This is a genomic window from Pelomonas sp. BJYL3 (assembly GCF_027257975.1).
Taxonomy (GTDB): domain Bacteria; phylum Pseudomonadota; class Gammaproteobacteria; order Burkholderiales; family Burkholderiaceae_C; genus Roseateles_B; species Roseateles_B flavus.
This window is the reverse complement of record NZ_JANZKX010000003.1, coordinates 340816-362932: the sequence shown is the minus strand read 5'-3', so window position 1 is coordinate 362932 and position 22117 is coordinate 340816. Positions and strand designations below refer to the sequence as shown.

At 69.3% G+C, this 22117-nt stretch carries 20 protein-coding genes; 10 read left to right on the top strand and 10 right to left on the bottom strand.

Annotated elements, in window-relative coordinates; genetic code table 11:
- The first annotated feature begins 5 nt into the window (after positions 1-5).
- Positions 6-221: an RNA-binding S4 domain-containing protein gene (locus O9Y01_RS11345; protein ID WP_269631698.1), complete on the top strand. Its 216-nt coding sequence runs from the start codon at positions 6-8 to the stop codon at positions 219-221.
- Between the two features lie 20 nt (positions 222-241).
- Complete coding sequence (gene rraA / locus O9Y01_RS11340) at positions 242-739, top strand: ribonuclease E activity regulator RraA (protein WP_269631697.1); 498 nt, start codon at positions 242-244, stop codon at positions 737-739.
- A gap of 20 nt (positions 740-759) precedes the next feature.
- On the opposite strand, the gene O9Y01_RS11335 is transcribed toward rraA, so the two are convergent.
- From O9Y01_RS11335 to mfd, 6 genes are all read right to left on the bottom strand, one after another.
- Entirely contained in the window at positions 760-2922 is a 2163-nt protein-coding gene (locus tag O9Y01_RS11335; protein ID WP_269631696.1) for a putative bifunctional diguanylate cyclase/phosphodiesterase, read from the bottom strand.
- 215 nt (positions 2923-3137) lie between these two features.
- Complete coding sequence (locus tag O9Y01_RS11330; protein ID WP_269631695.1) at positions 3138-3668, bottom strand: flavin reductase family protein; 531 nt, start codon at positions 3666-3668, stop codon at positions 3138-3140.
- A gap of 263 nt (positions 3669-3931) precedes the next feature.
- Entirely contained in the window at positions 3932-5254 is a 1323-nt protein-coding gene (locus O9Y01_RS11325) for a hypothetical protein (RefSeq protein WP_269631694.1), read from the bottom strand.
- A gap of 99 nt (positions 5255-5353) precedes the next feature.
- A complete protein-coding gene (serB, locus tag O9Y01_RS11320; RefSeq protein WP_269631693.1) occupies positions 5354-6061 on the bottom strand; it encodes a phosphoserine phosphatase SerB in 708 nt (235 codons plus the stop codon).
- Between the two features lie 76 nt (positions 6062-6137).
- Positions 6138-6701, bottom strand: coding sequence for a nucleotidyltransferase family protein (locus tag O9Y01_RS11315; RefSeq protein WP_269631692.1), 564 nt, complete (start codon positions 6699-6701; stop codon positions 6138-6140).
- A gap of 8 nt (positions 6702-6709) precedes the next feature.
- A complete protein-coding gene (gene mfd / locus O9Y01_RS11310; RefSeq protein ID WP_269631691.1) occupies positions 6710-10195 on the bottom strand; it encodes a transcription-repair coupling factor in 3486 nt (1161 codons plus the stop codon).
- Positions 10196-10427: 232 nt separating this feature from the next.
- Here mfd and O9Y01_RS11305 point away from each other — a divergent pair, with 232 nt between their 5' ends.
- From O9Y01_RS11305 to O9Y01_RS11295, 3 genes are all read left to right on the top strand, one after another.
- A complete protein-coding gene (locus O9Y01_RS11305; protein ID WP_269631690.1) occupies positions 10428-10595 on the top strand; it encodes a hypothetical protein in 168 nt (55 codons plus the stop codon).
- Between the two features lie 132 nt (positions 10596-10727).
- Positions 10728-12395: an NAD(P)/FAD-dependent oxidoreductase gene (locus O9Y01_RS11300; protein WP_269631689.1), complete on the top strand. Its 1668-nt coding sequence runs from the start codon at positions 10728-10730 to the stop codon at positions 12393-12395.
- Between the two features lie 88 nt (positions 12396-12483).
- The gene (locus O9Y01_RS11295) at positions 12484-13425 is read left to right on the top strand and encodes a polysaccharide deacetylase family protein (RefSeq protein WP_269631688.1); all 942 of its coding nucleotides are present in this window, start codon (positions 12484-12486) and stop codon (positions 13423-13425) included.
- A 66-nt stretch (positions 13426-13491) separates the two neighbouring features.
- On the opposite strand, the gene mpl is transcribed toward O9Y01_RS11295, so the two are convergent.
- The 4 genes from mpl to thiD are packed head-to-tail and all read right to left on the bottom strand — an operon-like array spanning position 13492 to position 17832.
- Entirely contained in the window at positions 13492-14868 is a 1377-nt protein-coding gene (mpl, locus tag O9Y01_RS11290; protein WP_269631687.1) for a UDP-N-acetylmuramate:L-alanyl-gamma-D-glutamyl-meso-diaminopimelate ligase, read from the bottom strand.
- A 16-nt stretch (positions 14869-14884) separates the two neighbouring features.
- Positions 14885-15559: an HAD family hydrolase gene (locus tag O9Y01_RS11285; RefSeq protein WP_269631686.1), complete on the bottom strand. Its 675-nt coding sequence runs from the start codon at positions 15557-15559 to the stop codon at positions 14885-14887.
- 15 nt (positions 15560-15574) lie between these two features.
- Positions 15575-16861 carry a glutamate-1-semialdehyde 2,1-aminomutase gene (hemL, locus tag O9Y01_RS11280; protein ID WP_269631685.1) on the bottom strand — a complete coding sequence of 429 codons (1287 nt, stop codon included), beginning with the start codon at positions 16859-16861 and terminating at the stop codon, positions 15575-15577.
- 20 nt (positions 16862-16881) lie between these two features.
- Positions 16882-17832, bottom strand: a complete 951-nt coding sequence (thiD, locus tag O9Y01_RS11275; RefSeq protein ID WP_269631684.1) for a bifunctional hydroxymethylpyrimidine kinase/phosphomethylpyrimidine kinase — start codon at positions 17830-17832, stop codon at positions 16882-16884.
- A gap of 275 nt (positions 17833-18107) precedes the next feature.
- Between thiD and O9Y01_RS11270 the strand changes: the two genes are divergently transcribed.
- The 5 genes from O9Y01_RS11270 to O9Y01_RS11250 all read left to right on the top strand — a co-directional run bounded on the left by O9Y01_RS11270 (position 18108) and on the right by O9Y01_RS11250 (position 22117).
- Positions 18108-18260 (top strand): rubredoxin, encoded by a 153-nt coding sequence (locus tag O9Y01_RS11270; protein ID WP_183105391.1) that lies wholly within the window; start codon positions 18108-18110, stop codon positions 18258-18260.
- Between the two features lie 97 nt (positions 18261-18357).
- Complete coding sequence (locus tag O9Y01_RS11265; protein ID WP_183105328.1) at positions 18358-18732, top strand: response regulator; 375 nt, start codon at positions 18358-18360, stop codon at positions 18730-18732.
- 59 nt (positions 18733-18791) lie between these two features.
- Positions 18792-19169 carry a response regulator gene (locus tag O9Y01_RS11260; RefSeq protein ID WP_269631683.1) on the top strand — a complete coding sequence of 126 codons (378 nt, stop codon included), beginning with the start codon at positions 18792-18794 and terminating at the stop codon, positions 19167-19169.
- 6 nt (positions 19170-19175) lie between these two features.
- Entirely contained in the window at positions 19176-19706 is a 531-nt protein-coding gene (locus O9Y01_RS11255) for a chemotaxis protein CheW (protein ID WP_269631682.1), read from the top strand.
- Positions 19707-19777: 71 nt separating this feature from the next.
- Positions 19778-22117 carry a methyl-accepting chemotaxis protein gene (locus tag O9Y01_RS11250; protein ID WP_269631681.1) on the top strand — a complete coding sequence of 780 codons (2340 nt, stop codon included), beginning with the start codon at positions 19778-19780 and terminating at the stop codon, positions 22115-22117.

The window sequence follows — 22117 nt, the reverse complement described above, 5'->3', positions numbered from 1 at the left end:
CCCGCATGAACGACATCGAATTCCAACTGCGCGGCGAGTACATCGAGCTGGACAAGCTGCTCAAGGCCACCGGTCTGGCCCAGAGCGGCGGGCAGGCCCGCCTGATGATCACCGAGGGCCAGGTCACGGTCGACGGGCAGCCCGAGAGCCGCAAGACCGCCAAGATGCGGGCCGGTCAGCGCGTCAGCGTGCAGGGCCAGCACATCCGCGTCGTCGCCTGAGCCCAGGCCGGGGAGCTTCCATGGATTTCAGCACCTGCGACATCTGTGACCGCTTCAAGAGCGATGCCAGCGGCGCACTGCGCGTGTTCCCCGGCGGCCGCTATGCCAGCTACGGCGGGCGCGAGCGCTTCGCGGGGCCCATCCGCACGGTGCGCTGCCTGGACGACAACAGCGCGGTCAAGGCGGCGGTGGAGTCGCCCGGCGAGGGCCGCGTGCTGGTCGTCGACGGCGGCGCCTCCATGCATCGCGCCCTGCTGGGCGGCAATCTCGCCGCCGCGGCCGCCCGCAACGGCTGGGCCGGCCTGCTGATCCATGGCTGTGTGCGGGATCGCGCCGAGCTGCGTGCGGCCGATGTAGGCATCCTCGCCCTGGGCCACGTGCCCCTGCCGACGGACCGCCAGGGCCAGGGCTCGGTGGACGTGCCTCTGCAGCTGCACGGTCTGCTGCTGCGGCCGGGCGAGTGGCTGTACGCGGACGAGGACGGCTGCCTGGTGCTGCCTGAGCCCCTGAGCGCCTGAGCTGAGCCTGGTCCGCCTGCTCAGGCGGGCGCACGCTCCCGGCTGCGCAGCCACTGTGCCATGGCTTGGGCATCCATGGGCCGGCCGAACAGCCAGCCCTGGCCGATGCGGCAGCCCAGGCGCAGCAGAGTCTCCCGCTGGGCCTCGGTCTCCACGCCTTCCGCCACCACGCTGAGATCCAGGGCCTGGCCGATGCTGATCACGGCGCTGGCCAGGGCGCGGTCGTCGGGGTCGCTGTCGAGATCGCGCACAAAGCTCTTGTCGAGCTTGATCTCCGAGACCGGCAGGCGCTTGAGGTAGCTGAGGCTGGAGTAGCCGGTGCCGAAGTCGTCCACGGAGAGCCGCACGCCCATGGCATCCAGCGCCAGCAGCTGCTCATGCGGCCGGCCGCGCTCATCCAGCATCAGGCGTTCGGTGATCTCCAGGGTCAGCTGGGACGCCTGCAGGCCGTGGCGCTGCAGCTGCTGCTGCACATGGGCGGCCACGTCGTCCTGCACGAAGCGCAGGGCGGAGACGTTGACGGAGAGCTGCAGCCCCGGCAGGCCTGCCTCGGCCCAGTCCCGCAGCTGACGGCAGGCGGCCTCCAGCACCCAGGCGTCGAGGGCGTTGATCAGGCCGCATTCCTCGGCCACGGGGATGAAACGGTCCGGCGGCACCCAGCCTCGCACCGGATGCGGCCAGCGCAGCAGGACTTCCATGCCCAGCACGCGAGCATCGGCCAGCGCGAGCTTGGGCTGGAAATGCAGCTGCAGCTGGCCTGCGCTGAGGGCCTGGCGCAGCTCGGACTCCAGGTTCAGGCGTTCGTCCAGGGACTGGTTCATGGACGCGAGGAAGTAGCGGCTGCAGTTGCGGCCCGCCTGCTTGGCCTCGTACATGGCGATGTCCGCGTGCTTCAGCAGGGGCTCGAAGCTCTGCCCATCGTCGGGGCAGGTGCTGATGCCGATGCTGGCGCTGAGGTTGATCCGCATGCCGCTGTCCAGCTGCAAGGGGGCGGCCAGCGCGGCATGCAGCTTCTGGGCCACGTGCAGCGCGTCCAGCGCGTTGCAGCCGGGCAGCATCAGCACGAACTCGTCGCCGCCCAGGCGCGCCAGGGTGTCAGAGTCGCGCAGCGCGGCGCTCAGGCGGCGGGCCACCTCGCGCAGAACCTCGTCGCCCGCGGCATGGCCCAGCGAATCATTGACCGTCTTGAAGCGGTCCAGGTCCAGCAGCAGCAGGGACGAGGGCCCGTCCAGGCGCTGTGACATCTGCAGGGCCTGCTGGGCGCGGTCGGTGAACAGCGTGCGGTTGGGCAGGCCGGTGATGCTGTCGTAGTAGGCCAGGCGCTCGATCTCCCGCTGGCTGTCCTCGTGCTGAAAGGCCAGCTGGCACAGCTGGGCGCAGGCCTCCACCATGCGCCGGTGGAAGGGCGCCACGCTGCGGACCTGGCGGTAGTACAGCGCGAAGGTGGCGCGCACTGGGCCGTCCGCCAGGCTGATGGGCGTGGACCAGCAGGCGGCCAGGCCAAAGGACTGGGCGAGGGGGCGGTAGCGCTCCCACAGCGGGTCGCTGGCGATGTCCCGCACCTCCACGGGTTCGCGCCGCCACGCCGCCGTGCCGCAGCTGCCGGCTTGCGGGCCGATGGGCTCGCCGTCGATGGCACTGCTGAAGCTCGCCGGCAGGCTGGGCGCGGCCAGGGGATGGACCCGGCCCTCGCGGTCGATTTCCAGCACCGTGCAGATCACGCCGGCGTCCATGGCTTCGACACGGCGGCACAGCAGGTCCATCACGACCTGCAGCGGGCGGCCGGAGGCCACCGCCTCCAGCACCTCGCGCTGAAGGATGTCGATGGCATGGCGCTCGCGGCGCTCGTCCAGCGGGCTCAGCACCAGGGCCAGCAGGCCGTCGCTCCCGGCGGCCAGGGGGCGCAGCTGAGCCTCGACCTGCAGGGTGGCGCCATCGGGCCCGCGCAGCGCCAGCTGGCGGGGCTCGGCCGGTGAGGCCTGCCAGGCCTGCCACCGTTCCTTGTCCAGGGCATGCACGCAGTCGAACAGCGTGGCCGCGGCGCCGACCCAGCGTCGGAAGCAGGCGCTGCCGCGCTCCAGTCGGCCGCGTGCATCGACCCAGGCCAGGCCGATGCCGGCGGCTTCAAGCGTCTGTTCCAGCAGGGCGCCGGGCGGCGGCGCGGGCTGGTCGGTGGCTGTCATGGCGTGTCTCCCTGGCCAATCCGCCCATTGTGCGGGTCTTGATCCAGATCGCCTCGTGAGGTGAATCAAGAGAACGGCGCCGCCTGGCCCCTCGACGAGGGACAGCGGCTGGGATCAGGGGGCAGGGCGGGAACGCGCAGGGCCGGGCGTGGCCTTGGCGAGGGTGGCGGGGGGAGCGCGGAGCGCTGCCTTGGGCGGCAACGCGCGGCGCGCCCTCAGGCCGCGGCCTGCGTCACCAGCAGGCCACCGCTGGTGAAGAACTGGCCAGCGCCCAGGTGGTGCAGGGCGCGGCGCTGCACCTCGAGCTGGTCCACCCAGCGGCCGTTGACGAAGGCCCAGTCCTCGGCCCAGGCGGACACCACCTCGGCCAGGAAGAGGTCATAGCGGTGCTCGACATAGGGCTCGGGATAGACCACGCATTCCAGCCAGGCCAGGCAGCCGTCAATCAAGGGGGCGTCCACCTTCTGCCCGGGCTGGGCCTGGATGCTGAAGCGCTTGAACTTGTCGACTTCCCGGCCGCTGACATGGCCGACGTCGGCCGTCAGCTGGGCCTGGGCGGCGCAGGGCACGGCCAGGACGAACTCACCGGAGGCATCGACCAGCTCGCGGGTGTAGGTGGCCTTGTCGATGACCACGGCCACCTTGGGCGGGCTGAAGTCCAGGGGCATGTTCCAGGCCGCCGCCATGACATCACGGCGGCCCTCATGCTGGCTGCTGACCAGCACCGTGGGACCGTGGTTGAGCAATCGACTGACTTGGCGGAGATCGACAGGAACGCGCATGGAAGAAGGGGAACAGGCGGTACAGCTCAGGGCCTGCGTCAGGCCAAGCAGCGATTGTGCGCAGCCCCACTTCTGGCGTCAGGATCGAATGGCAAGAGGATGTAGCAAGGTGTTGCAAAAAGGATCGGGATTTGCCCGGGGTCAAGCCCCTGTTTGGGGGTTGGTGGCAGAAGTGTGTCGTTCGGGTGTCAATTTGGGCGCAGATCGCGCAAGCGGTGGCGCGCCACTCAGGGAACGCGGCGCGCGCCCTCGCTGCCCAGCGCCGCGGCCCAGAGCCCGTTGCGCACCCGCTCCTTGAGCTGCCGGCGCTGTTCGGCCTGGGTCTCGCAGCTCTGGCCGTCCCGGTTGCCGGGGTACTCCAGGTCCATCAGCCGCTGGCCATCTGCGGCGCTGAGGCCCTTGACGAAGGCCAGGCGCTCGGCCCAGGGCGACTGCGCTCCCGCGCCCGCCAGGGCGGCCATGGCGGTGGCGAACTTGTAATCGAACAGGCCGGCCGAGGGGCTGCGCCAGAGGAGATCGGCGGCATGGACGCAGGTGGCCCTGCGCTCCGGCGGGGTCTCGCTGGCCTCGAGGCAGCTGCGGCCCAGCGTCAGCGCGCCGGCAACGCTGGGCCACGAGTGGTTCAGGCGGCTGATCAGGGTCAGGCCCTGCTGGAGGCCCAGGCCCGGAGGCTCCTGGTCCAGCAGGGGCAGCAGCAGGGCCTGGAAGTCCTCCAGGTAGCTGTTGGCGAAGCGGGTGTGGGCGATCGCGTCCCAGTCGAGCTCGGTGGCGTACTCGCCGCTGGCGCGGGTGGGCAGCCAGGCCAGCAGGTTGGCGGGGTCCAGGGTACGCCAGTCTGTCATGGGGAGGGCGCTGCACAGGGCATTGAGCACGCAGTCAGACCGAGCGAGCTGCCAGGTCATGAAGATCAGCGGGTCTCGGCTGCTCTGGGCGAGGCTCAGCAGGTGCTGGAAGACGGCCGGCGCCTTGTCCAGATCGCTCATCGTGATCTGCAGGTAATCGGCAGCGGCCTGGCTGCGCAGGTCGCCCCGCTGGCGCAGCTGCGGGATCCATTGCCGCTTCAGCCGGGAGTCGACGGCCATCATGGCCTGCGTGCCGACCTCTCTGAGCATGGCATCCCAGCGCGCGTGGTGGGCCTCGCCGTCCAGCTTCTCCCCATCCAAGCGGAGGGGATAGGCTCGCTCCAGCGCCTGCCGGGCCTGCTGGTGAGCCTTCAGGCCGTGGGTGCACCATTGTTTCTCGATCTGGGCCAGCTGCTCGGGGCTCAGGGGGGCGGGGTCGCGTGGTGCGGTGCCGGGATCGGTGGGGCGGGAGGCCGGGCGCGGGGCTGCCGAGGCTGGCAGGTCGGGCGGCTCTGCGGGCCCGGCGGGCGCTCGGCGGGTGGCTCCGGCGGCACTCGGTGCCGGCTCGGCCGAGAAGCGGGGAGGGGCCTGGGTGTCTTCGTCCTCGCGTGGCCAGAGCCAGCCCAGGGCGACTGCCAGGCACAGGGCCACGCCCAGGGTGCCCCTGCGTTGCAGCCATGGCCACCGCGGCCTCGTCGAGTCCTTCATGTGCGCATGCTAGCGCCTCAAGGGAGTGGGAGACCATCGCCCGCAGGTGGGTCGATGCGGCGCGGCCGGGGCTCGCCCCACGCGGGCGGCGCGGCGCGCTCAGCCCAGCACGTGCAGCAGCTGCTCCAGACCGCCTTCGTTGATGGCCACCATGGCCTGCTCGCGCACCCGCGGCTTGGCGTGGTAGGCCACCGAGAGGCCGGCCGCGCCCATCATGGGCAGGTCGTTGGCGCCGTCGCCCACGGCCATGCACTGGTGGGGCTGGGCGCCGATCTCGGCGGCGCATTGCAGCAGCATGCGCTTCTTCTCCTCGCCGTCGCAGATCTCGCCCCAGGCCTGCATCACCAGGCCGCCGGTCAGCAGGCCGTCAACGATCTCCAGCTCGTTGCTGCGCACGAAGTCCATGCCCAGCTCGGCCGCGACATGGCGGGTGAAGTAGGTGAAGCCGCCCGAGACCAGCAGCAGCTTGAGCCCCGCCGCCTTCAGGGCCGCGCACAGCTCGCGGGCGCCGGGATTGAACTGCAGCCGCGTGGCCAGCACCTGCTCCAGCGCGCTGACCGGCACGCCCTTGAGCAGGGCCAGGCGGCGGCGCAGGCTGTCCTTGAAGTCGGTGATCTCGCCGCGCATGGCCGCCTCGGTGATGGCCGCCACCTCGGCCTTCTTGCCCGCGGCCGCCGCGATCTCGTCGATGCACTCGATGTTGATCAGGGTCGAATCCATGTCGAAGGCCGCCAGGCGGAAATCAGCCAGGCGCAGCGGCGGCGTGAAGCCTTGGATGATCAGGGAGGACGGGGTCGGGGCGGTCACGATGAATTCCGTGGGCAAGGTCTGTAGCGGCCCGCACCTTAGCACGCGCCCGGGGCGATAGGCGTTCCGTCGGGTTTCATCCGCGTGCAGCCTGACGCAGCCCCGGCCAGCGCGCGAGGAAGGCTTTCTCCTGCAGCCGCTGTTCGAAGCACTGCGCATCGACGCCCGGGCTCTTGCGCAGCACCCCGGCCATCAGGTCCTCCACCCCATGGGGCGCGACGAAATGCAGGCGGTCCCGGGCGTCCAGCCAGGCGCCCACGGCGGTGGCCGTCTCGGGCCAGGAGGCCAGCGCCGCCGCGAGATCGGCGTGGGGCTGCTGGCCCGGCCGGGCTCCGGGCCAGCGATGCACGAAGGCCTGGTTGACGACTTCCCAAGGCAGGGGCGAGGCCGCGCGCAGCTGCCGGGCCAGGCAGGCGTCGTCGTCCGGCGCGGTGCGCTGCGGGCTGTGGTGGGCCAGGTCGATGTCCGCCAGCTGGTCGACATGCAGGCGCCGCCCGTGCAGGCGCTCCCACACCACGTTGCGCACGGCGCCCGCCCCGATGCACCAGGAGCCCAGCCCCAGCAGGCGCGCATGGCGCAGCGCCTGCATCAGCCAGTCCGTGTCCTGCAGCCAGGTCCGCAGGGTGTCCTCGGCCGGCATGCCCCGGCTCAGTCCTGCTTCAGCGGCGCGCCCAGCAGGCGCAGCACCTCGCGGATGGCCTGGGCGCGGTCCTTGGGGTCGCTGAGGGCCTTGTCGATGCGCAGCTTGTCATTGCCCACCAGCTTGATGTTGCGGTTCTTCTGCACCAGCTCGATCACGCGCATGGCGTCGATGGGCGGGTTGGGGCGGAAGTTGATGTTCATCACCGTGGGCGCGGCATCGATCTTCATCACGCCATAGGGCTTGGCCAGCACGCGCAGGCGGTGGGTGTCGAAGAGGGTCTGGCCCTGGGCGGGGAGCTTGCCGAAGCGGTCGGTGATCTCCTCCAGCATGGCGTCGATCTGCTCGGCCTTGTCCGCCGTGGCGAGGCGCTTGTAGAGCGAGAGGCGCACGTGGACGTCGCCGCAGTAGGCGTCGGGCAGCAGGGCGGGGGCGTGCAGGTTGATCTCGGTGTTGGCGCCGAACACGCCGCCCAGGGGCGAGAGCAGGTCGGGCTCCTTGCCGGCCTTCAGCGAGCGCACGGCCTCGGAGAGCATGTCGTTGTAGAGCTGGAAGCCCACCTCCATCATGTTGCCGCTCTGGTTCTCGCCCAGCACCTCGCCGCAGCCGCGGATCTCGAGGTCGTGCATGGCGAGGTAGAAGCCCGAGCCCAGCTCTTCCATCTGCTGGATGGCCTCCAGGCGCTGCGCCGCCTGCTTGGTGAGGCCTTCGACATCCGGCACCATCAGGTAGGCATAGGCCTGGTGGTGGGAGCGACCCACGCGGCCGCGCAGCTGGTGCAGCTGGGCGAGGCCGAATTTGTCGGCCCGGCTGATGACGATGGTGTTGGCGCTGGGCACGTCGATGCCAGTCTCGATGATGGTCGAGCACAGCAGCACGTTGTGCCGCCCGCCGACGAACTCGCGCATCACCCGCTCCAGCTCGCGCTCGGGCATCTGGCCATGGGCCACGACGATGCGGGCCTCTGGCACCAGCTCCTCGAGCTTCTGCTTGCGGTTCTCGATGGTCTCGACCTCGTTGTGCAGGAAGTAGACCTGGCCGCCGCGCTTCAATTCGCGCAGCACGGCCTCGCGGATGGTGCCGCTGGTTTCGGTGCGCACAAAGGTCTTGATGGCCAGGCGGCGCTGCGGCGCGGTGGCGATCACGCTGAGGTCGCGCAGGCCTTCCAGCGCCATGCCCAGCGTGCGCGGGATGGGCGTGGCAGTGAGGGTCAGCACGTCCACCTCGGCGCGCATGGCCTTCATCGCCTCCTTGTGGCGCACGCCGAAGCGGTGTTCCTCGTCGATCACCAGCAGGCCCAGCCGCTTGAACTTGACGTCCGGCGAGAGCAGCTTGTGGGTGCCGATGACGATGTCGATGCTGCCGTCCGCCAGGCCTTCCATCGCGGCCTTGATCTCCTTGGGCGAGCGGAAGCGGCTCATCTCGGCCACCTTCACCGGCCAGCGGCCGAAGCGGTCCGCGATGTTCTGGTAGTGCTGCTCGGCCAGCAGCGTGGTGGGCGCCAGCAGGGCCACCTGCTTGCCACCCATCACGGCGACGAAGGCGGCGCGCAGGGCCACCTCGGTCTTGCCGAAGCCCACGTCGCCGCAGACCAGGCGGTCCATGGGCTTGGGCGAGATCATGTCCTGGATCACCGCATGGATGGCGGCGCGCTGGTCCGGCGTCTCCTCGAATCCGAAGGAGGCGGCGAAGGCCTCGTAGTCATGCGGCGAGTAGCGGAAGGCGTGGCCCTCTCGCGCCGCGCGGCGCGCGTAGAGGTTCAGCAGCTCGGCCGCGGTGTCGCGCACCTGCTCGGCGGCCTTGCGCTTGGCCTTCTCCCATTGCGCCGAGCCCAGCTTGTGCAGCGGCGCTTCCTCGGCCGACACGCCCGTGTAGCGGCTGATCAGGTGCAGCTGCGCCACGGGCACGTAGAGCGTGGCCTTGTCGGCATATTCGAGGTGCAGGAATTCCGAGGGGCCGTCGCCCAGGTCGATGTTGATCAGCCCCTGGTAGCGGCCGATGCCGTGGTTCATGTGCACCACGGGGTCGCCGACCTTCAGCTCGGAGAGGTCCTTGATCAGGGCGTTGACGTCGCTGACCAGCTCCTGCTTGCGCCGCCGCCGCGTGGTGGGCGTGGTGGCGAAGAGCTCGGTCTCGGTCAGGAACTGGATGGCGATGCCCTGGGGCGCCGCCTCCGGCTCGTGCCAGAAGAAGCCCGCAGCCAGCGGTGCGGCGGTGATGGCGAACTTCTCGTCGGAGGCCTGGAACTCGGCCAGGCTCGCCACGGAGGGAGGATCGATCTTGTTGTCCCGCAGCAGCTCCAGCAGGCTCTCGCGCCGGCCCTCGCTCTCGGCCACGATCAGCACGCGGTGCGGCGTGGTCTTCAGGTGCGAGGCCAGGCGGGCCAGGGGCTCCTGGGCGCCGCGCTCGACGCTGATGTCGGGCAGGGGGCGGGCATAGTCCACGGCCTCGGCGCCGCGCACGCTGAACACGGCCCGCGTGCGCGTGGCGCCGAAGAAGTCCTCGACGCGCAGGAAGATCTCCTCGGGCGGCAGCAGCGGCCGCTCGGGGTCGTGCTGCAGGAAGCGGTGGCGCTCGCGGGTGTCGGTCCAGAAGCGGTTGAGGGCCTCGTCGACCTCGCCGTGCAGCACCAGGGCGCCGTCCTCGGGCACGAAGTCGAAGAAGCTGGCCGTCTGCTCGAAGAAGAGCGGCAGGTAGTACTCGATGCCGGCGGTGGCCAGGCCCGTGGCCATGTCCTTGTAGAGCCGGGACCTGCTGGGGTCGCCGTCCATCTTTTCGCGCCAGCGGGCGCGGAAGGCCTGGCGGGCGGCCTCGTCCATGGGGAACTCGCGGCCGGGCAGCAGGCGCACCTCGGGCACGGGGTAGAGGCTGCGCTGGCTGTCGGGGTCGAAGGTGCGGATGGAGTCGACCTCGTCGCCGAAGAGATCCACCCGGTAGGGCACGGGCGAGCCCATGGGGAAGAGGTCGATCAGGCCGCCGCGCACCGCGAACTCGCCCGGCGAGACCACCTGCGAGACATGCGCATAGCCGCCCAGCACCAGCTGCGCCTTCAGCGCGGCCTCGTCCAGGCGCTGCTTCTGCTTGAACTGGAAGGTGGTGGCCGCCAGGAAGGAGGGCGGGGCGAGGCGCGTCAGCGCGGTGCTGGCGGGCAGCAGGACCACGTCAACGTCGCGCTCCTCGCGCGGCCGGCCCTTGGCCTGCAGCAGGCGCCACAGCGTGGCCAGGCGCTCGGAGATCAGGTCCTGGTGCGGGCTGAAGGTGTCGTAGGGCAGGGTCTCCCAGTCCGGGAAGACGGCCACGCGCAGCTCCGGCGCGAAGAACTTGAGCTCGTCCTCCAGGCGCTGGGTGTCACCGGGCTCCGCCGTGACGATGGTGCACAGCCGGCCGGACTCCAGCTGCTGGCGGCAGAAGCGGGCCAGCAGCAGGGCGTCGGCCGAGCCCGGCGGGCGGGGCAGCGAGAACTTCTTTCCGGGAGCGATCAGGGGCAGTTGCATGGGGCGCTACAAACAGGAACAGCCCCTCTCGGGGGCTGGGCGGATTGTAGGGAGCGGGGCCGCCAAAACTGTCAGCAGGGGCGATGCGCGTGGTTCAGGTCACGGCTGGCGGACGGGGGCATGCAGGCGGGCCGCCACAGGCGCTGGCGGGATTCGGCCGCAGTCGGGCTAAAATAACGAGTTGACCCGCGAAAAGCTGCCGTCATCAATTTACAACCCTTCTGGAGCCACCATGGGCAACAAGATCGTCACCGAGGCCGACAAGCGCGCCGCCCCCCGTCCCGTCCCCGCCAACGGCGTGAGCTTCACGCACGGTCGCGGCAACTGCACCAGCCTGGAGCGCGGCACCCACACCCGCAGCAAGAAGAACCCCGGCAAGCGCACCCACAAGGGCGGCTGATCGACCGGCGGTCTCAAGACTGCATGACGGCGCCTGCAAAGGCGCCGTTTCCGTTTCTGAGCCTGGCTTGCCTTCGCGGCCGGACTCGTTTCTCATCCCCACTGGGTTATCGCCACGCCCCTGAGGACCTCCATGATCCGCATCACCGAACTCCGCCTGCCGCTGAACCATGCCGAGGACGAGCTCCGCCCGGCCATCGTCCAGCGCCTGGGCCTGAAGTCCAGCCAGCTCAAGGCCTTCCACCTCTTCAAGCGCAGCCATGACGCGCGCAAGAAGACGGCCATGATGCTGATCTACACCGTGGACTGCGAGGTCGAGGACGAAGCCGCCGTGCTGGCCCGCTTCGAGGGCGACACCCATGTCAAGCCCACGCCCGACACGAGCTACCACTTCATCGGCCACGCGCCGCTGGACTTCTACAACCAGGGCGACAAGCTGCGCCCCGTGGTGATCGGCTTCGGCCCCTGCGGCATCCTGGCCGCGCTGATCCTGGCGCAGATGGGCCTGCGCCCCATCGTGCTGGAGCGCGGCAAGCAGGTGCGCGAACGCACCAAGGACACCTGGGACCTCTGGCGCAAGCAGAACCTGCATCCCGAGTCGAACGTGCAGTTCGGCGAGGGCGGCGCCGGCACCTTCTCGGACGGCAAGCTCTACAGCCAGATCTCCGACCCCCGCTTCCTCACCCGCAAGGTGCTGACCGAGTTCGTGAAGGCTGGCGCGCCCGAGGAGATCCTCTACGTCTCCAAGCCCCACATCGGCACCTTCCGCCTGGTGAGCATGGTGATCAAGATCCGGGCCGAGATCGAGGCCCTGGGGGGCGAGATCCGCTTCCAGCAGAAGGTCAGCGACCTGCTCATCGAGCCCGGCCAGGACGGCCAGCGCCACGTGCGCGGCGTGGTGCTGGAGAGCGGCGAGCAGATCCGTGCCGACCAGGTCGTGCTGGCGCTGGGCCACAGCGCGCGCGACACCTTCCAGATGCTGCACGAGCGCGGCGTCTACATGGAGGCCAAGCCCTTCTCCATCGGCTACCGCATCGAGCACCCGCAAAGCCTGATCGACAAGGCCCGCTTCGGCCCCAACGCCGGCAATGCCCTGCTGGGCGCGGCGGACTACAAGCTGGTGCACCACGCCAAGAACGGCCGCTCGGTCTACAGCTTCTGCATGTGCCCCGGCGGCACCGTGGTGGCCGCCACCTCCGAGCCCAACCGTGTGGTCACCAACGGCATGAGCCAGTACTCGCGCAATGAGCGCAATGCCAATGCCGGCATCGTCGTGGGCATCAGCCCGCAGGACTACCGCCAGGACGGCCTGAGCGAGGGCCCGGTCAATCCGCTGGATGGCATGGCCTTCCAGCGCATCTGGGAATCGCGGGCCTACGAGCTGGGCGGCGGTGGCTACATCGCCCCGGGCAGCCTGGTGGGCGACTTCATCAAGCGCCAGGTGAGCTCCGAGTTCGGCAGCGTGATGCCGTCCTACAAGCCAGGCGTGCACCTGACCAATCTGCAGGAGAAGGGCCGCGGCAGCCTGCCCGACTACTGCCTGGACGCCATCCGCGAGGCCCTGCCCGCCTTCGGCCGCCAGATCCGCGGCTTCGACATGCACGATGCGGTGCTGACGGGCGTCGAGACCCGCACCTCCAGCCCCCTGCGCGTCACGCGGGGCCGGGACTACCAGAGCCTCAATGTGCGCGGCCTCTATCCGGCCGGCGAAGGGGCGGGCTACGCCGGCGGCATCATGTCGGCCGGGGTGGATGGCATCGAGGTGGCGGAGGCGCTGGCGAAGGAGCTGATGGGCGTCTGATCCCCGGGGTCAGGTCTTGCCGGGCGCAGCGCGCACCGTCGCCGGGCAGGCCTTTCGGCTTCGGGCGCGGGCTGGAGACAATCGCCGCATGATCCGATCCCTCCTGCTCACCGCGGCGGCCGCCCTGGCCGCCTTCGCCTCGTCCGCGCTGGCGCAAGCGCCTCAGCGCATCGCCCTCACCATGGACGACGGCCCCCACCTCAGCGCCACGCCGCGGCTCAGTCCGCAGGCCCGCAATGAGGCCATACTCGCGGCACTGCGCAAGCACCGCGTGCAGGCCGCGCTCTTCGTGACCTGCGGCAACGGCGCAGACCGGCCCGAGGGCCTGGCCCTGGTCCAGGCCTGGTCGCAGGCCGGCCAGCTGCTGGGCAACCACACCATGACGCACCTGGATCTCAACAGCCCGCAGGTGAGCCTCGAGCAGTACCAGGACGAGATCCAGCGCTGCCAGCAGATCCTCACCGGCCAGGCCGGACTGCAGCGCTGGTTCCGCTTCACCTTCCTGCGCGAAGGCAAGCCCGAGGCCAAGCGAGACGGCATGCGCGCCTGGCTGAAGGCCCAGGGCTTTCGCAATGCCTATGTGAGCCTGGACACCAGCGACTGGCGCCTCAACGAATTCCTGGAAACGCGGCTGAAGGCGGATCCCCAGGCCGATGTGAGCGACATCCGCCAGGCCTACCTGGACCACCTCTGGCAGCGGGCGCAGGCCTACCAGGCGCTGTCGCGGCGTCTGCAGGGGCGGGACATCGCCCAGGTCCTGCTGACCCACCACAACCTGCTCAATGCCCTGTTCCTGGACGACGTCGTCGCGATGTTCAAGGCCCGCGGCTGGCAGTTCATCTCGCCGGCCGAGGCCTTCGAGGACCCGGTCTACCAGCTGCAGCCGCTCAGCAATGTGGCCGGCCAGAGCCTGCTGCTGTCCATGGCCCGTTCGCTGGGCCTGGGCCGCTTCGAGGGCTGGGAGCGGCTGGTGGATGACGGGGACTACGAGATCGAGCGGCTCGGCAAGCCGGACGCCACGGCCCGCTGATCACGCCTGCTGCAGCGCAGCGGGCCAGGGGCAGGTCTTGCCTGCCTCAGCGCCCGCGTCGGTGTCTCAGCGCGCCAGCGCCGCCAGCAGCTTCTCGTGAATGCCGCCGAAGCCGCCGTTGCTCATGCACAGGACATGGTCCCCCGGGCGGGCGGCCTTCACGATGGCCGCCACCAGCGCGTCGACGCCCTCGTGCACCTGGGCCTGAGCGCCCATGGGCAGCAGGGCCTCGGCCGCGTCCCAGCCCAGGCCGGCCTGGTTGCAGAAGGCCAGGTCCACTTCCTCCAGCGCCCAGGGCAGCTGGGCCTTCATCGTGCCCAGCTTCATGGTGTTGGAGCGCGGCTCGAAGACGGCGAGGATGCGCTCTGCCGGCGCAATGCGGCGGCGCAGGCCATTGACGGTGGTGCGGATGGCCGTGGGGTGGTGGGCGAAGTCGTCGTAGACCTTGACGCCACCGGCCTCGCCGCGCAGCTCCAGCCGGCGGCGCACGTTCTTGAAGACGGCCAGCGCGGCGGCGGACTGTTCGGGTGTCACGCCCAGGTGCTCGGCCGCGGCCATGGCGGCCAGGGCGTTGAGCTGGTTGTGCTCGCCGGCCAGGTCCCATTCCACACGGGCGACCTTGAGCGCGCCACGCAGCACGTCGAAGGCCGAGGGCTCGCCGCGGGCACGCAGGGTGCCGGGCTCTTCCTTGCGGGCGCCGAAGCGCTGCACCTCGCTCCAGCAGCCGCGCTGGAGCACGCGCTGCAGGGCTTCCTCGCGGGCATTGACGACCAGACGGCCGCTGGGCGGCACGGTGCGCACGAGGTGGTGGAACTGGGTCTCGATGGCGGCCAGGTCCGGGAAGATGTCCGCGTGGTCGAACTCGAGGTTGTTCAGCACGGCGGTGCGCGGGCGGTAGTGGACGAACTTGCTGCGCTTGTCGAAGAAGGCGGTGTCGTATTCGTCCGCTTCAATGACAAACGGAGACCGCGGCGTCACGGTGCCAAGTCTTGCGGAGACCCCGAAGTTCTGCGGCACGCCGCCCACCAGGAAGCCGGGGTTCAGCCCGGCATGCTCCAGGATCCAGGCCAGCATGGAGGTGGTGGTGGTCTTGCCGTGCGTGCCGGCCACGGCCAGCACGTGGCGGCCCTGCAGCACGTGCTCGGCCAGCCACTGCGGGCCGCTGGTGTAGGGCAGGCCGGCGTCCAGGATGGCTTCCATCAGCGGGAAGCGGCCCTCGCTGGAGCGGGTGACCACGTTGCCGATCACGAAGAGGTCGGGCTTCAGCGCCAGCTGCTCGGCGCCGAAGCCCTCGATCAGCTCGATGCCCAGGGCCTCCAGCTGCGTGGACATGGGCGGGTAGACATTGGCATCGCAGCCCGTGACGCGGTGGCCGGCCTCGCGGGCCAGGGCCGCCAGGCCGCCCATGAAGGTGCCGCAGATGCCGAGGATGTGGATGTGCATGGTGTGCTGCAGATGATCAGTCGCCGAACCAGGCCGGCACATGGGCCAGGGCCTGGTCGAGGCTGGAGAGGATGAGGCATCGCGGGGCGATGTCCGGATCGGGTTCCTTGAGGTCGGGCACCAGGACCACGCCCATGCCGGCCGCCAGCGCGCCCTGGGCGCCGTAGCTGGAGTCCTCGAAGACCAGGCAGTCGCTCGTCGCATGAGCCAGGCTGCGCGCGGCCAGCTCGAAGAGGTCCGGATGCGGCTTGCCGCGCGCGACCTGGTCGCCGCCGTGGATGGGGTCGAAGTGCGCCACGATGCCGGCCGCCCTCAGGCGGTCCAGCACCTTGGCGTGGCGGGTGGAGGAGGCGACGGCACAGGGGATGCCGCGCTCGCGCAGGGCCTGCAGCAAGGGCAGGACGCCGGGCTTGAGCGCGAAGCCGCGGCCGGCGAAGCGCCGTGCGACCTCGGCGTCGACGGCTTCGTACATGCGCTCGGCCGCCTCGGTTGAGCCGAACCAGCCGGTCAGCAAGGCCAGGCAGTCGGCGCGATTGCGGCCCACGGTCAGGCGGTAGTCGGCTGGCGTCAACGCGACGCCGGCCTCGGCCGACAGCTGCAGCCAGGCGTCCTGGATGGGGCGCTCGGAGTCGAGCAGCAGCCCGTCCATGTCGAAGACCGCCGCGCGGTAGCGGCGGGAGGCAGTGCTCATGGCTTCAGCCGGATGTCAGCGCAGGGCCTGGCGCGCCGCTTCCAGGGTGGCGGCGATGTCGGCCTCGGTATGCTCGGCCGAGACGAAGCCGGCTTCGTACAGGGCCGGGGCCAGGTAGACGCCGCGGTCCAGCATGCCGTGGAAGAAGGCGTTGAAGCGGGCGCCGTCGGTGGTCATGACGGTCTTGTAGTTCTGCGGCAGCTCGGGCAGCAGGAAGAAGCCGAACATGCCGCCCTGGCAGTCCGCGCTGAAGGGCACGCCGTTCTCGGCAGCCACGGCCTTGAGCCCGTCGACCAGCTGGCGGGTGCGTTCGCCCAGGCGGTCGAAGAAGCCGGGCTTCTGGATCTCGCGCAGCGTGGCCAGGCCGCAGGCGGTGGCCACCGGGTTGCCCGACAGCGTGCCGGCCTGGTAGACGCCGCCCAGCGGAGCGAGGTGCTTCATGATGTCGCGGCTGGCGCCGAAGGCCGCCAGGGGCATGCCGCCACCGATGACCTTGCCGAAGGTGCTGATGTCCGGCTTGAAGCCCGGCAGCAGGCTGGCGTAATGGCCCTGGGCGCTGTGCAGGCCCACGCGGAAGCCGGTCATGACTTCGTCGAAGACCAGCAGGGCGCCGTGCTGGGTGCACAGCTCGCGCAGGCGCTTGACGAAGGGCAGGGCGGCGCGCACGAAGTTCATGTTGCCCGCGATGGGCTCGATGATCACGCAGGCCAGCTCGTGGCCATAGAGCGAGAAGGCCTCTTCCAGCTGGGCGAGGTTGTTGTACTCCAGCACGACGGTGTGCTGGGCGACCTCGGCCGGCACGCCGGCGCTGGTGGGATTGCCGAAGGTGGCCAGGCCCGAGCCGGCCTTGACCAGCAGGCTGTCGGTGTGGCCGTGGTAGCAGCCTTCGAACTTGATGAACTTGCTGCGGCCGGTGGCGCCGCGCGCCAGGCGGATGGCGCTCATGGTGGCCTCGGTGCCCGAACTCACCAGGCGGACCTGCTCCATGGAGGGCACCAGCTTGAGGATTTCCTCGGCCAGCTCGATCTCGCGCTCGGTGGGCGCGCCGAAGGAGAAGCCATCCAGTGCCGCCTTCTGCACCGCCTCCAGCACGGCCGGATGGCCGTGACCCAGAATCATCGGGCCCCAGGAGCCGATGTAATCAATGTAACGATTTGCATCGGCATCGAAGATGTAGGCGCCGCTGCCGCGGGTGATGAAGCGGGGCGTGCCTCCGACGGCGCGGAAGGCACGGACGGGCGAGTTCACGCCCCCCGGGATCACGCGCTGGGCGCGCTCGAACAGGGTCTGGTTCTGGCTCATGGAATCGGGTCGAAGAGGGGTCAGTGGATGCGGCGCGGGCCCTTGGCGGGTTCGTCCATCATCAGGTCGTGGCCGTGCTCGTGCTCGGCGGGGGCACCGGCTTCACCTTCCTCGCCGGGCGGCAGGGCCCAGAAGAAGCGGTCCGGGACCACATTGCCCATGCCGGGGCGGAAGCCGGCGTCCAGGCTCTGGTCCAGGAAGGCCAGGGCCTCGCCGACGGCGGCATGGATCTCGGCGCCCACGGAGAGCAGGGCAGCCAGCGAGGCCGACAGCGTCTCGCCGGCACCGATGAAGCTCACCTCGAAGCGCTCGAACTTCTCGCCGGTGATGGGGCCCTGCGGGCTGGCCAGCACGTTGTCGACGAACTGGTTGGGCAGGGCGATGCCGGTCACCAGCACATGCTGGGCGCCATGTTCGGCGGCGGCCACGGCCAGCTCGCGCGGCGAGGCCGGGCGGCTTGCGTCCCAGTCGGGCAGCAGGAAATCGGTGAGGGTCTTGTGGTTGCCCACCAGGATCTGGGTCTGGGGCAGGATCAGCTCGCGGAAGCTGTCCCAGTAGCTCTGCTGCTGTTCCTCGTCCAGCCAGCTGATGGCGGGCATGTAGGACACCAGCGGCACGTCGGGGTAGTCGGACAGCACCTCGGCGACGGCGCTGACGCCCTCGGCGCTGCCCAGGAAGCCGACCTTCCAGGCGGCGACGGGGACGTCCTCCAGCACCGAGCGGGCCTGCTCGACGAGCAGGTCGCTGTCCAGGGTCTGGTGCTCGAAGATCTCGGCGGTGTCCCGCAGCACGATGGCGGTGACGACGGGCAGGGCATGGGCGCCCATGGCGGCGATGGTGGCGATGTCGCCGGCGATGCCGGTGGCACCGGTGGGTTCGCTGGCGTTGAAGCTCATCACGCAGGCCGGGGCCTGGGCTTCTTCTTCAGCCGCGCTGGCGTCCGGGGGGAGGGGGGTGTCAGGGCTGTTCATGGTGGAGCGTGGGCCAGGCTGAGCCTGTGGTGAACCGTGCTGTGGACCGCGATCTGGACCGTACTCCGGCACGGTCCGGCGGGCGGCATGGGCAGCAGTGTGGGTAATAGTGCTCGGAATTCTCTGGGCTCGCCCATCTAAGTGGGGATAAGCCCCGAGTTTCCTGTTGCATCTGTGCCTATATGCTCCGCGAGAACGTCTGAGGGGCGTGGCTACAATCTTTCGTCGCATTGTAGTGAGCAAAGAACTGTATCGTGAGCGAAGCAAGTACCTGGATGTGCCTGATCTGCGGCTGGATGTACGACGAAGCCGCTGGTGACCCCGAGCATGGCATTGCCCCTGGCACTGCCTGGGCCGACGTGGACATGAACTGGACCTGTCCCGAGTGCGGTGCTCGCAAGGAAGATTTCGAAATGGTCCGCATCTGACGGGCTGACAAGACACACAAGACCAAGGCACGCTGCAAGCGTGTTCCCCACCGCTGAAGGAGTAGCTGGGTTGGACGGGAAAGCGCAAGAAGGCAAGATGGCCGCGACCAAGGTGCTCGTCATTGATGACAGCAACACCATCCGTCGCAGTGCCGAGATCTTTCTCAAGCAGGGCGGTCACGAGGTCGTGCTGGCAGAGGACGGCTTCGACGCCCTGTCCAAGCTCAGCGACTATCAGCCCGACCTGGTGTTCTGCGATATCTTGATGCCGCGGCTTGACGGCTATCAGACCTGCGCCATCATCAAGCGCAATCCGCAGTTCGCCCATGTGCCGGTGATCATGCTGTCCTCCAAGGACGGCCTGTTCGACAAGGCGCGCGGTCGCATGGTGGGCTCGCAGGACTACCTGACCAAACCCTTCACCAAGGACCAACTGCTGCAGGCGGTGCAACAGCATCGTTCGCAGCCCTGAGCTGGCGGGCCGACCCCACACGCTGCTGCGACACCCCCCTGATCCAGCAAGGAGCTTCCATGACTATCCAAAAAATTCTGCTGGTCGACGATTCCAAGACCGAACTCCACCACCTGAGCGAGCTGCTGACCAAGCGCGGCTACGCCGTGCGCACCGCCGAGAACGGCGAGGAAGCGATGAAGCGCCTGGGCGAGGAAGTGCCGGACCTCATCCTGATGGACGTCGTCATGCCCGGCCAGAACGGCTTCCAGCTGACCCGCGCCATCACCCGCGACCCCCGCTTCGCCCACGTGCCGGTGATCATGTGCACCAGCAAGAACCAGGAAACCGACAAGGTCTGGGGCATGCGCCAGGGCGCATCCGACTATGTGGTCAAGCCCGTCAAGTCCGATGAGCTGATCGCCAAGATCAAGGCGCTGGAAGGCGCCAAGGGCTGATACACCATGGCCAACAAGCAAGCCCTGCGTGAACTGCAGCAGCGCCTGGCGCAGCGGATGCAGGCGGCGCGGGAACAGACCCGCAGCGCCAGCTGGCTCGCCGTCGAGGTGGCCGGGCATGCCATGCTGTTCTCGCTGAAGCAGGCGGCCGAGATCTTCTCGCCCGTGCCGCTCAAGACCGTGCCCTATGCCCAGCCCTGGATGCTGGGCGTGGCCAATCTGCGCGGCGGCTTGCACACCGTGGTGGACCTGGCCGCCTTCCTCGGGGCCCGCGAGCCCGGGACCCGCCTGGACGCCAGCCAGTCCCGCTTCGTGGCGATCAATTCCGATCTGAACATCAACTGTGCCCTGCTGGTGGACCGCCTGCTGGGCCTGCGTTCGGATGAGCAGCTGAGTCCCGATCCCGATGCGGTCGAGACGGGCGCGCGGCCCCGCTTCGCCGGTGCGCGCCTGAAGGATGAGCAAGGCCGCAGCTGGCAGGTGCTCGATCTCGAAGCCTTGGCCAAGCACGAACAATTCCTGCGCATCGTCGCCTAAACCTGCAGCGCCGGCCGAACGCGAGACGGCCGCGCGTCTTTCACGCTATCCAACAGACGTCAGAGGGTCAGATGAGCTTCCTGGACAAGATCAAGAGCATGGGCAAGCAAGAGGGTGAGCACGCACCCGAAGGGCTCCACGACGCCAACCACGAGGCACAGCCTTCCTCTCAGGAGGGTGCCGAGACCGTCCAGGTCGATGCGCATCCGGCCGATGTGTCCATCATTTCCGAGGCCATGCCGACGGCCGAGCAGGCCGCGCCGGCCCATGAGTACGCCGAGGGCGCGAGCAGCACCACCTTCGGCCAGACCACCACCTTCGGCAACACGCAGGCTGCCGACCCCGCCGCCGCACTGACGGCCGTGGCCGCCGCCGCCGCTGCGGACCGCGTCAGGCGCCAGCGCACCCTGACCGCCCTGGTGGCGGTGGGCCTGGTCGGCACCGCGGCCACCGTGGGCCTCAACATCTGGAACAGCAGCCGGACCGCCGCCCAGGTGCGGGCCTCCGGTCAGGCCATGATGCAGTCGCAGCGTCTCGCGAAGGCCGTGTCGACCGCCACCATGGGCAACACCCAGGCCTTCGCCGAACTGCGCGAGAGCTCCTCGGTGCTGAGCGGCATTGCCAACAATCTGCGCACCGGCGAGGGTGAACTGGCCAAGGCCTCGGGCGATGCCCTGCAGACCCTGGAGAACCTGGCCCCCAAGATCGCCGCGGCCGAGAAGAACGCCAAGCTGGTGCTGGGCCAGGAAAAGATCCTGACGCAGGTCGGCGCCGCACTGCGCACGATTAACCGCCAGTCCTCCGACCTGCTGGAAAGCGCCGAGGCTGTGTCCTCCCTGGCCCTGCAGCAGAACAGCTCGGCGGTGGAAATCGCCGCCGTGGGCCAGATGGTCATGCTGACCCAGCGCATCGGCAAGAGCGCCAATGAATTCCTGACGCAGGAAGGCGTGAACGCCGAGGCCGTGTTCCTGCTGGGCAAGGACCTGAATACCTTCCGCGAGATCAACGAGGCCCTGCTCAAGGGCAACTCGGAGCTGGGCCTCAAGGCCGTGGGCAACGCGCAGATGCGCGAGCGCCTCGCCGCGCTGCTCAAGCAGTTCGAGGAGACCCGTGGACAGGCCTCCGCCATTCTGAGCAACATGCCGGGCCTGGCCTCGGCCCGTGAGGCCCAGGCCGCCATCCTGGCTGACAGCGAACCGCTGCGAAAGGGCCTCGACCAAGCCGGTCAGCAGCTGGAAGCCTCGGGCGGCACGAACCCGCTGCTGCTGCTGCTGATGGTCGGCTCCCTGGTGGCTCTGGTGGCCGGCGCCGTGGGCTTCCTGCGCCTGTACGTGGCTGAACAGGCCCACCGTACCGAGATGGCCGAAGAGCAGCGCAAGCTGGCCGAGCAGCAGGAGCAGGAGGCCAAGCGCGTCAATGACGCCAACCAGGCCGCCATTCTGCGACTGATGAACGAACTGCAGTCGGTCGCTGAAGGTGACTTGACCCAACAGGCCACGGTGACGGAAGACATCACGGGCGCCATCGCCGACTCGGTGAACTACACCGTGGAAGAGCTGCGCAACCTGGTGACCCAGGTGCAGTCCACGGCCGCGCGGGTGACGGAAACCACCGGCCAGGTCGACCAGACCTCCACCGAGCTGCTGGCCGCCTCGACCGAACAGCTGCACGAGATCCGCGCCACCGGCGAGGCCGTGCTGCAGATGGCCGAGCGCATCAACCAGGTGTCCGCCCAGGCCCAGACCACCGCCGAGGTGGCCCGCCAGTCGCGTGAAGCGGCCGAGCAGGGCAAGCAGGCCATGGAGAACAACATCGGCGGTATGAACCAGATCCGCGAGCACATCCAGGAAACCTCCAAGCGCATCAAGCGACTGGGCGAGTCCTCGCAGGAGATTGGCGAAATTACCGAACTGATCTCGGACATTACCGAGCAGACCAACGTGCTGGCACTGAACGCCGCCATCCAGGCCGCGTCGGCCGGTGAAGCGGGCCGTGGCTTCTCGGTGGTGGCGGAAGAAGTGCAGCGCCTGGCAGAACGCTCCGGCGATGCAACCCGCCGGATTGCCGCCCTGGTGAAGACCATTCAGACCGACACCCAGGATGCCGTGGCCGCCATGGAGCGCTCCACGCTGGGGGTGGTGCAGGGTACCAAGCTGTCCGATGCCGCCGGCCACGCGCTGGAGGAGATCAACGAGGTGTCCCGCCGCCTGGACGAACTGATCGGCCGCATTTCCGAATCCGCCGTGAACGAAGCCCGCTCTGCCAACGACGTGGCTTCCAACATCCAGCACATCTTTGCCGTGACCGAGCAGACGGGTGAGGGCACGCGCTCCACCGCCCAGATGGTGCACGAGCTGTCGCGTTCCGCCGAGGCCCTGAAGCAGTCGGTGTCGCGATTCAAGGTCGAGTGA

Bases quoted from the DNA above. Each gene is read 5' to 3' on its own strand.
- O9Y01_RS11325 (WP_269631694.1), bottom strand. From the start codon at position 5,254: ATGAAGGACTCGACGAGGCCGCGGTGGCCATGGCTGCAACGCAGGGGC.
- rraA (WP_269631697.1), top strand. From the start codon at position 242: ATGGATTTCAGCACCTGCGACATCTGTGACCGCTTCAAGAGCGATGCC.
- O9Y01_RS11285 (WP_269631686.1), bottom strand. From the start codon at position 15,559: ATGAGCACTGCCTCCCGCCGCTACCGCGCGGCGGTCTTCGACATGGAC.
- mfd (WP_269631691.1), bottom strand. From the start codon at position 10,195: ATGCAACTGCCCCTGATCGCTCCCGGAAAGAAGTTCTCGCTGCCCCGC.
- O9Y01_RS11335 (WP_269631696.1), bottom strand. From the start codon at position 2,922: ATGACAGCCACCGACCAGCCCGCGCCGCCGCCCGGCGCCCTGCTGGAA.
- hemL (WP_269631685.1), bottom strand. From the start codon at position 16,861: ATGAGCCAGAACCAGACCCTGTTCGAGCGCGCCCAGCGCGTGATCCCG.
- O9Y01_RS11305 (WP_269631690.1), top strand. From the start codon at position 10,428: ATGGGCAACAAGATCGTCACCGAGGCCGACAAGCGCGCCGCCCCCCGT.
- O9Y01_RS11255 (WP_269631682.1), top strand. From the start codon at position 19,176: ATGGCCAACAAGCAAGCCCTGCGTGAACTGCAGCAGCGCCTGGCGCAG.
- thiD (WP_269631684.1), bottom strand. From the start codon at position 17,832: ATGAACAGCCCTGACACCCCCCTCCCCCCGGACGCCAGCGCGGCTGAA.
- O9Y01_RS11345 (WP_269631698.1), top strand. From the start codon at position 6: ATGAACGACATCGAATTCCAACTGCGCGGCGAGTACATCGAGCTGGAC.
- O9Y01_RS11295 (WP_269631688.1), top strand. From the start codon at position 12,484: ATGATCCGATCCCTCCTGCTCACCGCGGCGGCCGCCCTGGCCGCCTTC.
- O9Y01_RS11315 (WP_269631692.1), bottom strand. From the start codon at position 6,701: ATGCCGGCCGAGGACACCCTGCGGACCTGGCTGCAGGACACGGACTGG.
- O9Y01_RS11250 (WP_269631681.1), top strand. From the start codon at position 19,778: ATGAGCTTCCTGGACAAGATCAAGAGCATGGGCAAGCAAGAGGGTGAG.
- O9Y01_RS11260 (WP_269631683.1), top strand. From the start codon at position 18,792: ATGACTATCCAAAAAATTCTGCTGGTCGACGATTCCAAGACCGAACTC.
- O9Y01_RS11265 (WP_183105328.1), top strand. From the start codon at position 18,358: ATGGCCGCGACCAAGGTGCTCGTCATTGATGACAGCAACACCATCCGT.
- O9Y01_RS11270 (WP_183105391.1), top strand. From the start codon at position 18,108: ATGTGCCTGATCTGCGGCTGGATGTACGACGAAGCCGCTGGTGACCCC.
- O9Y01_RS11300 (WP_269631689.1), top strand. From the start codon at position 10,728: ATGATCCGCATCACCGAACTCCGCCTGCCGCTGAACCATGCCGAGGAC.
- mpl (WP_269631687.1), bottom strand. From the start codon at position 14,868: ATGCACATCCACATCCTCGGCATCTGCGGCACCTTCATGGGCGGCCTG.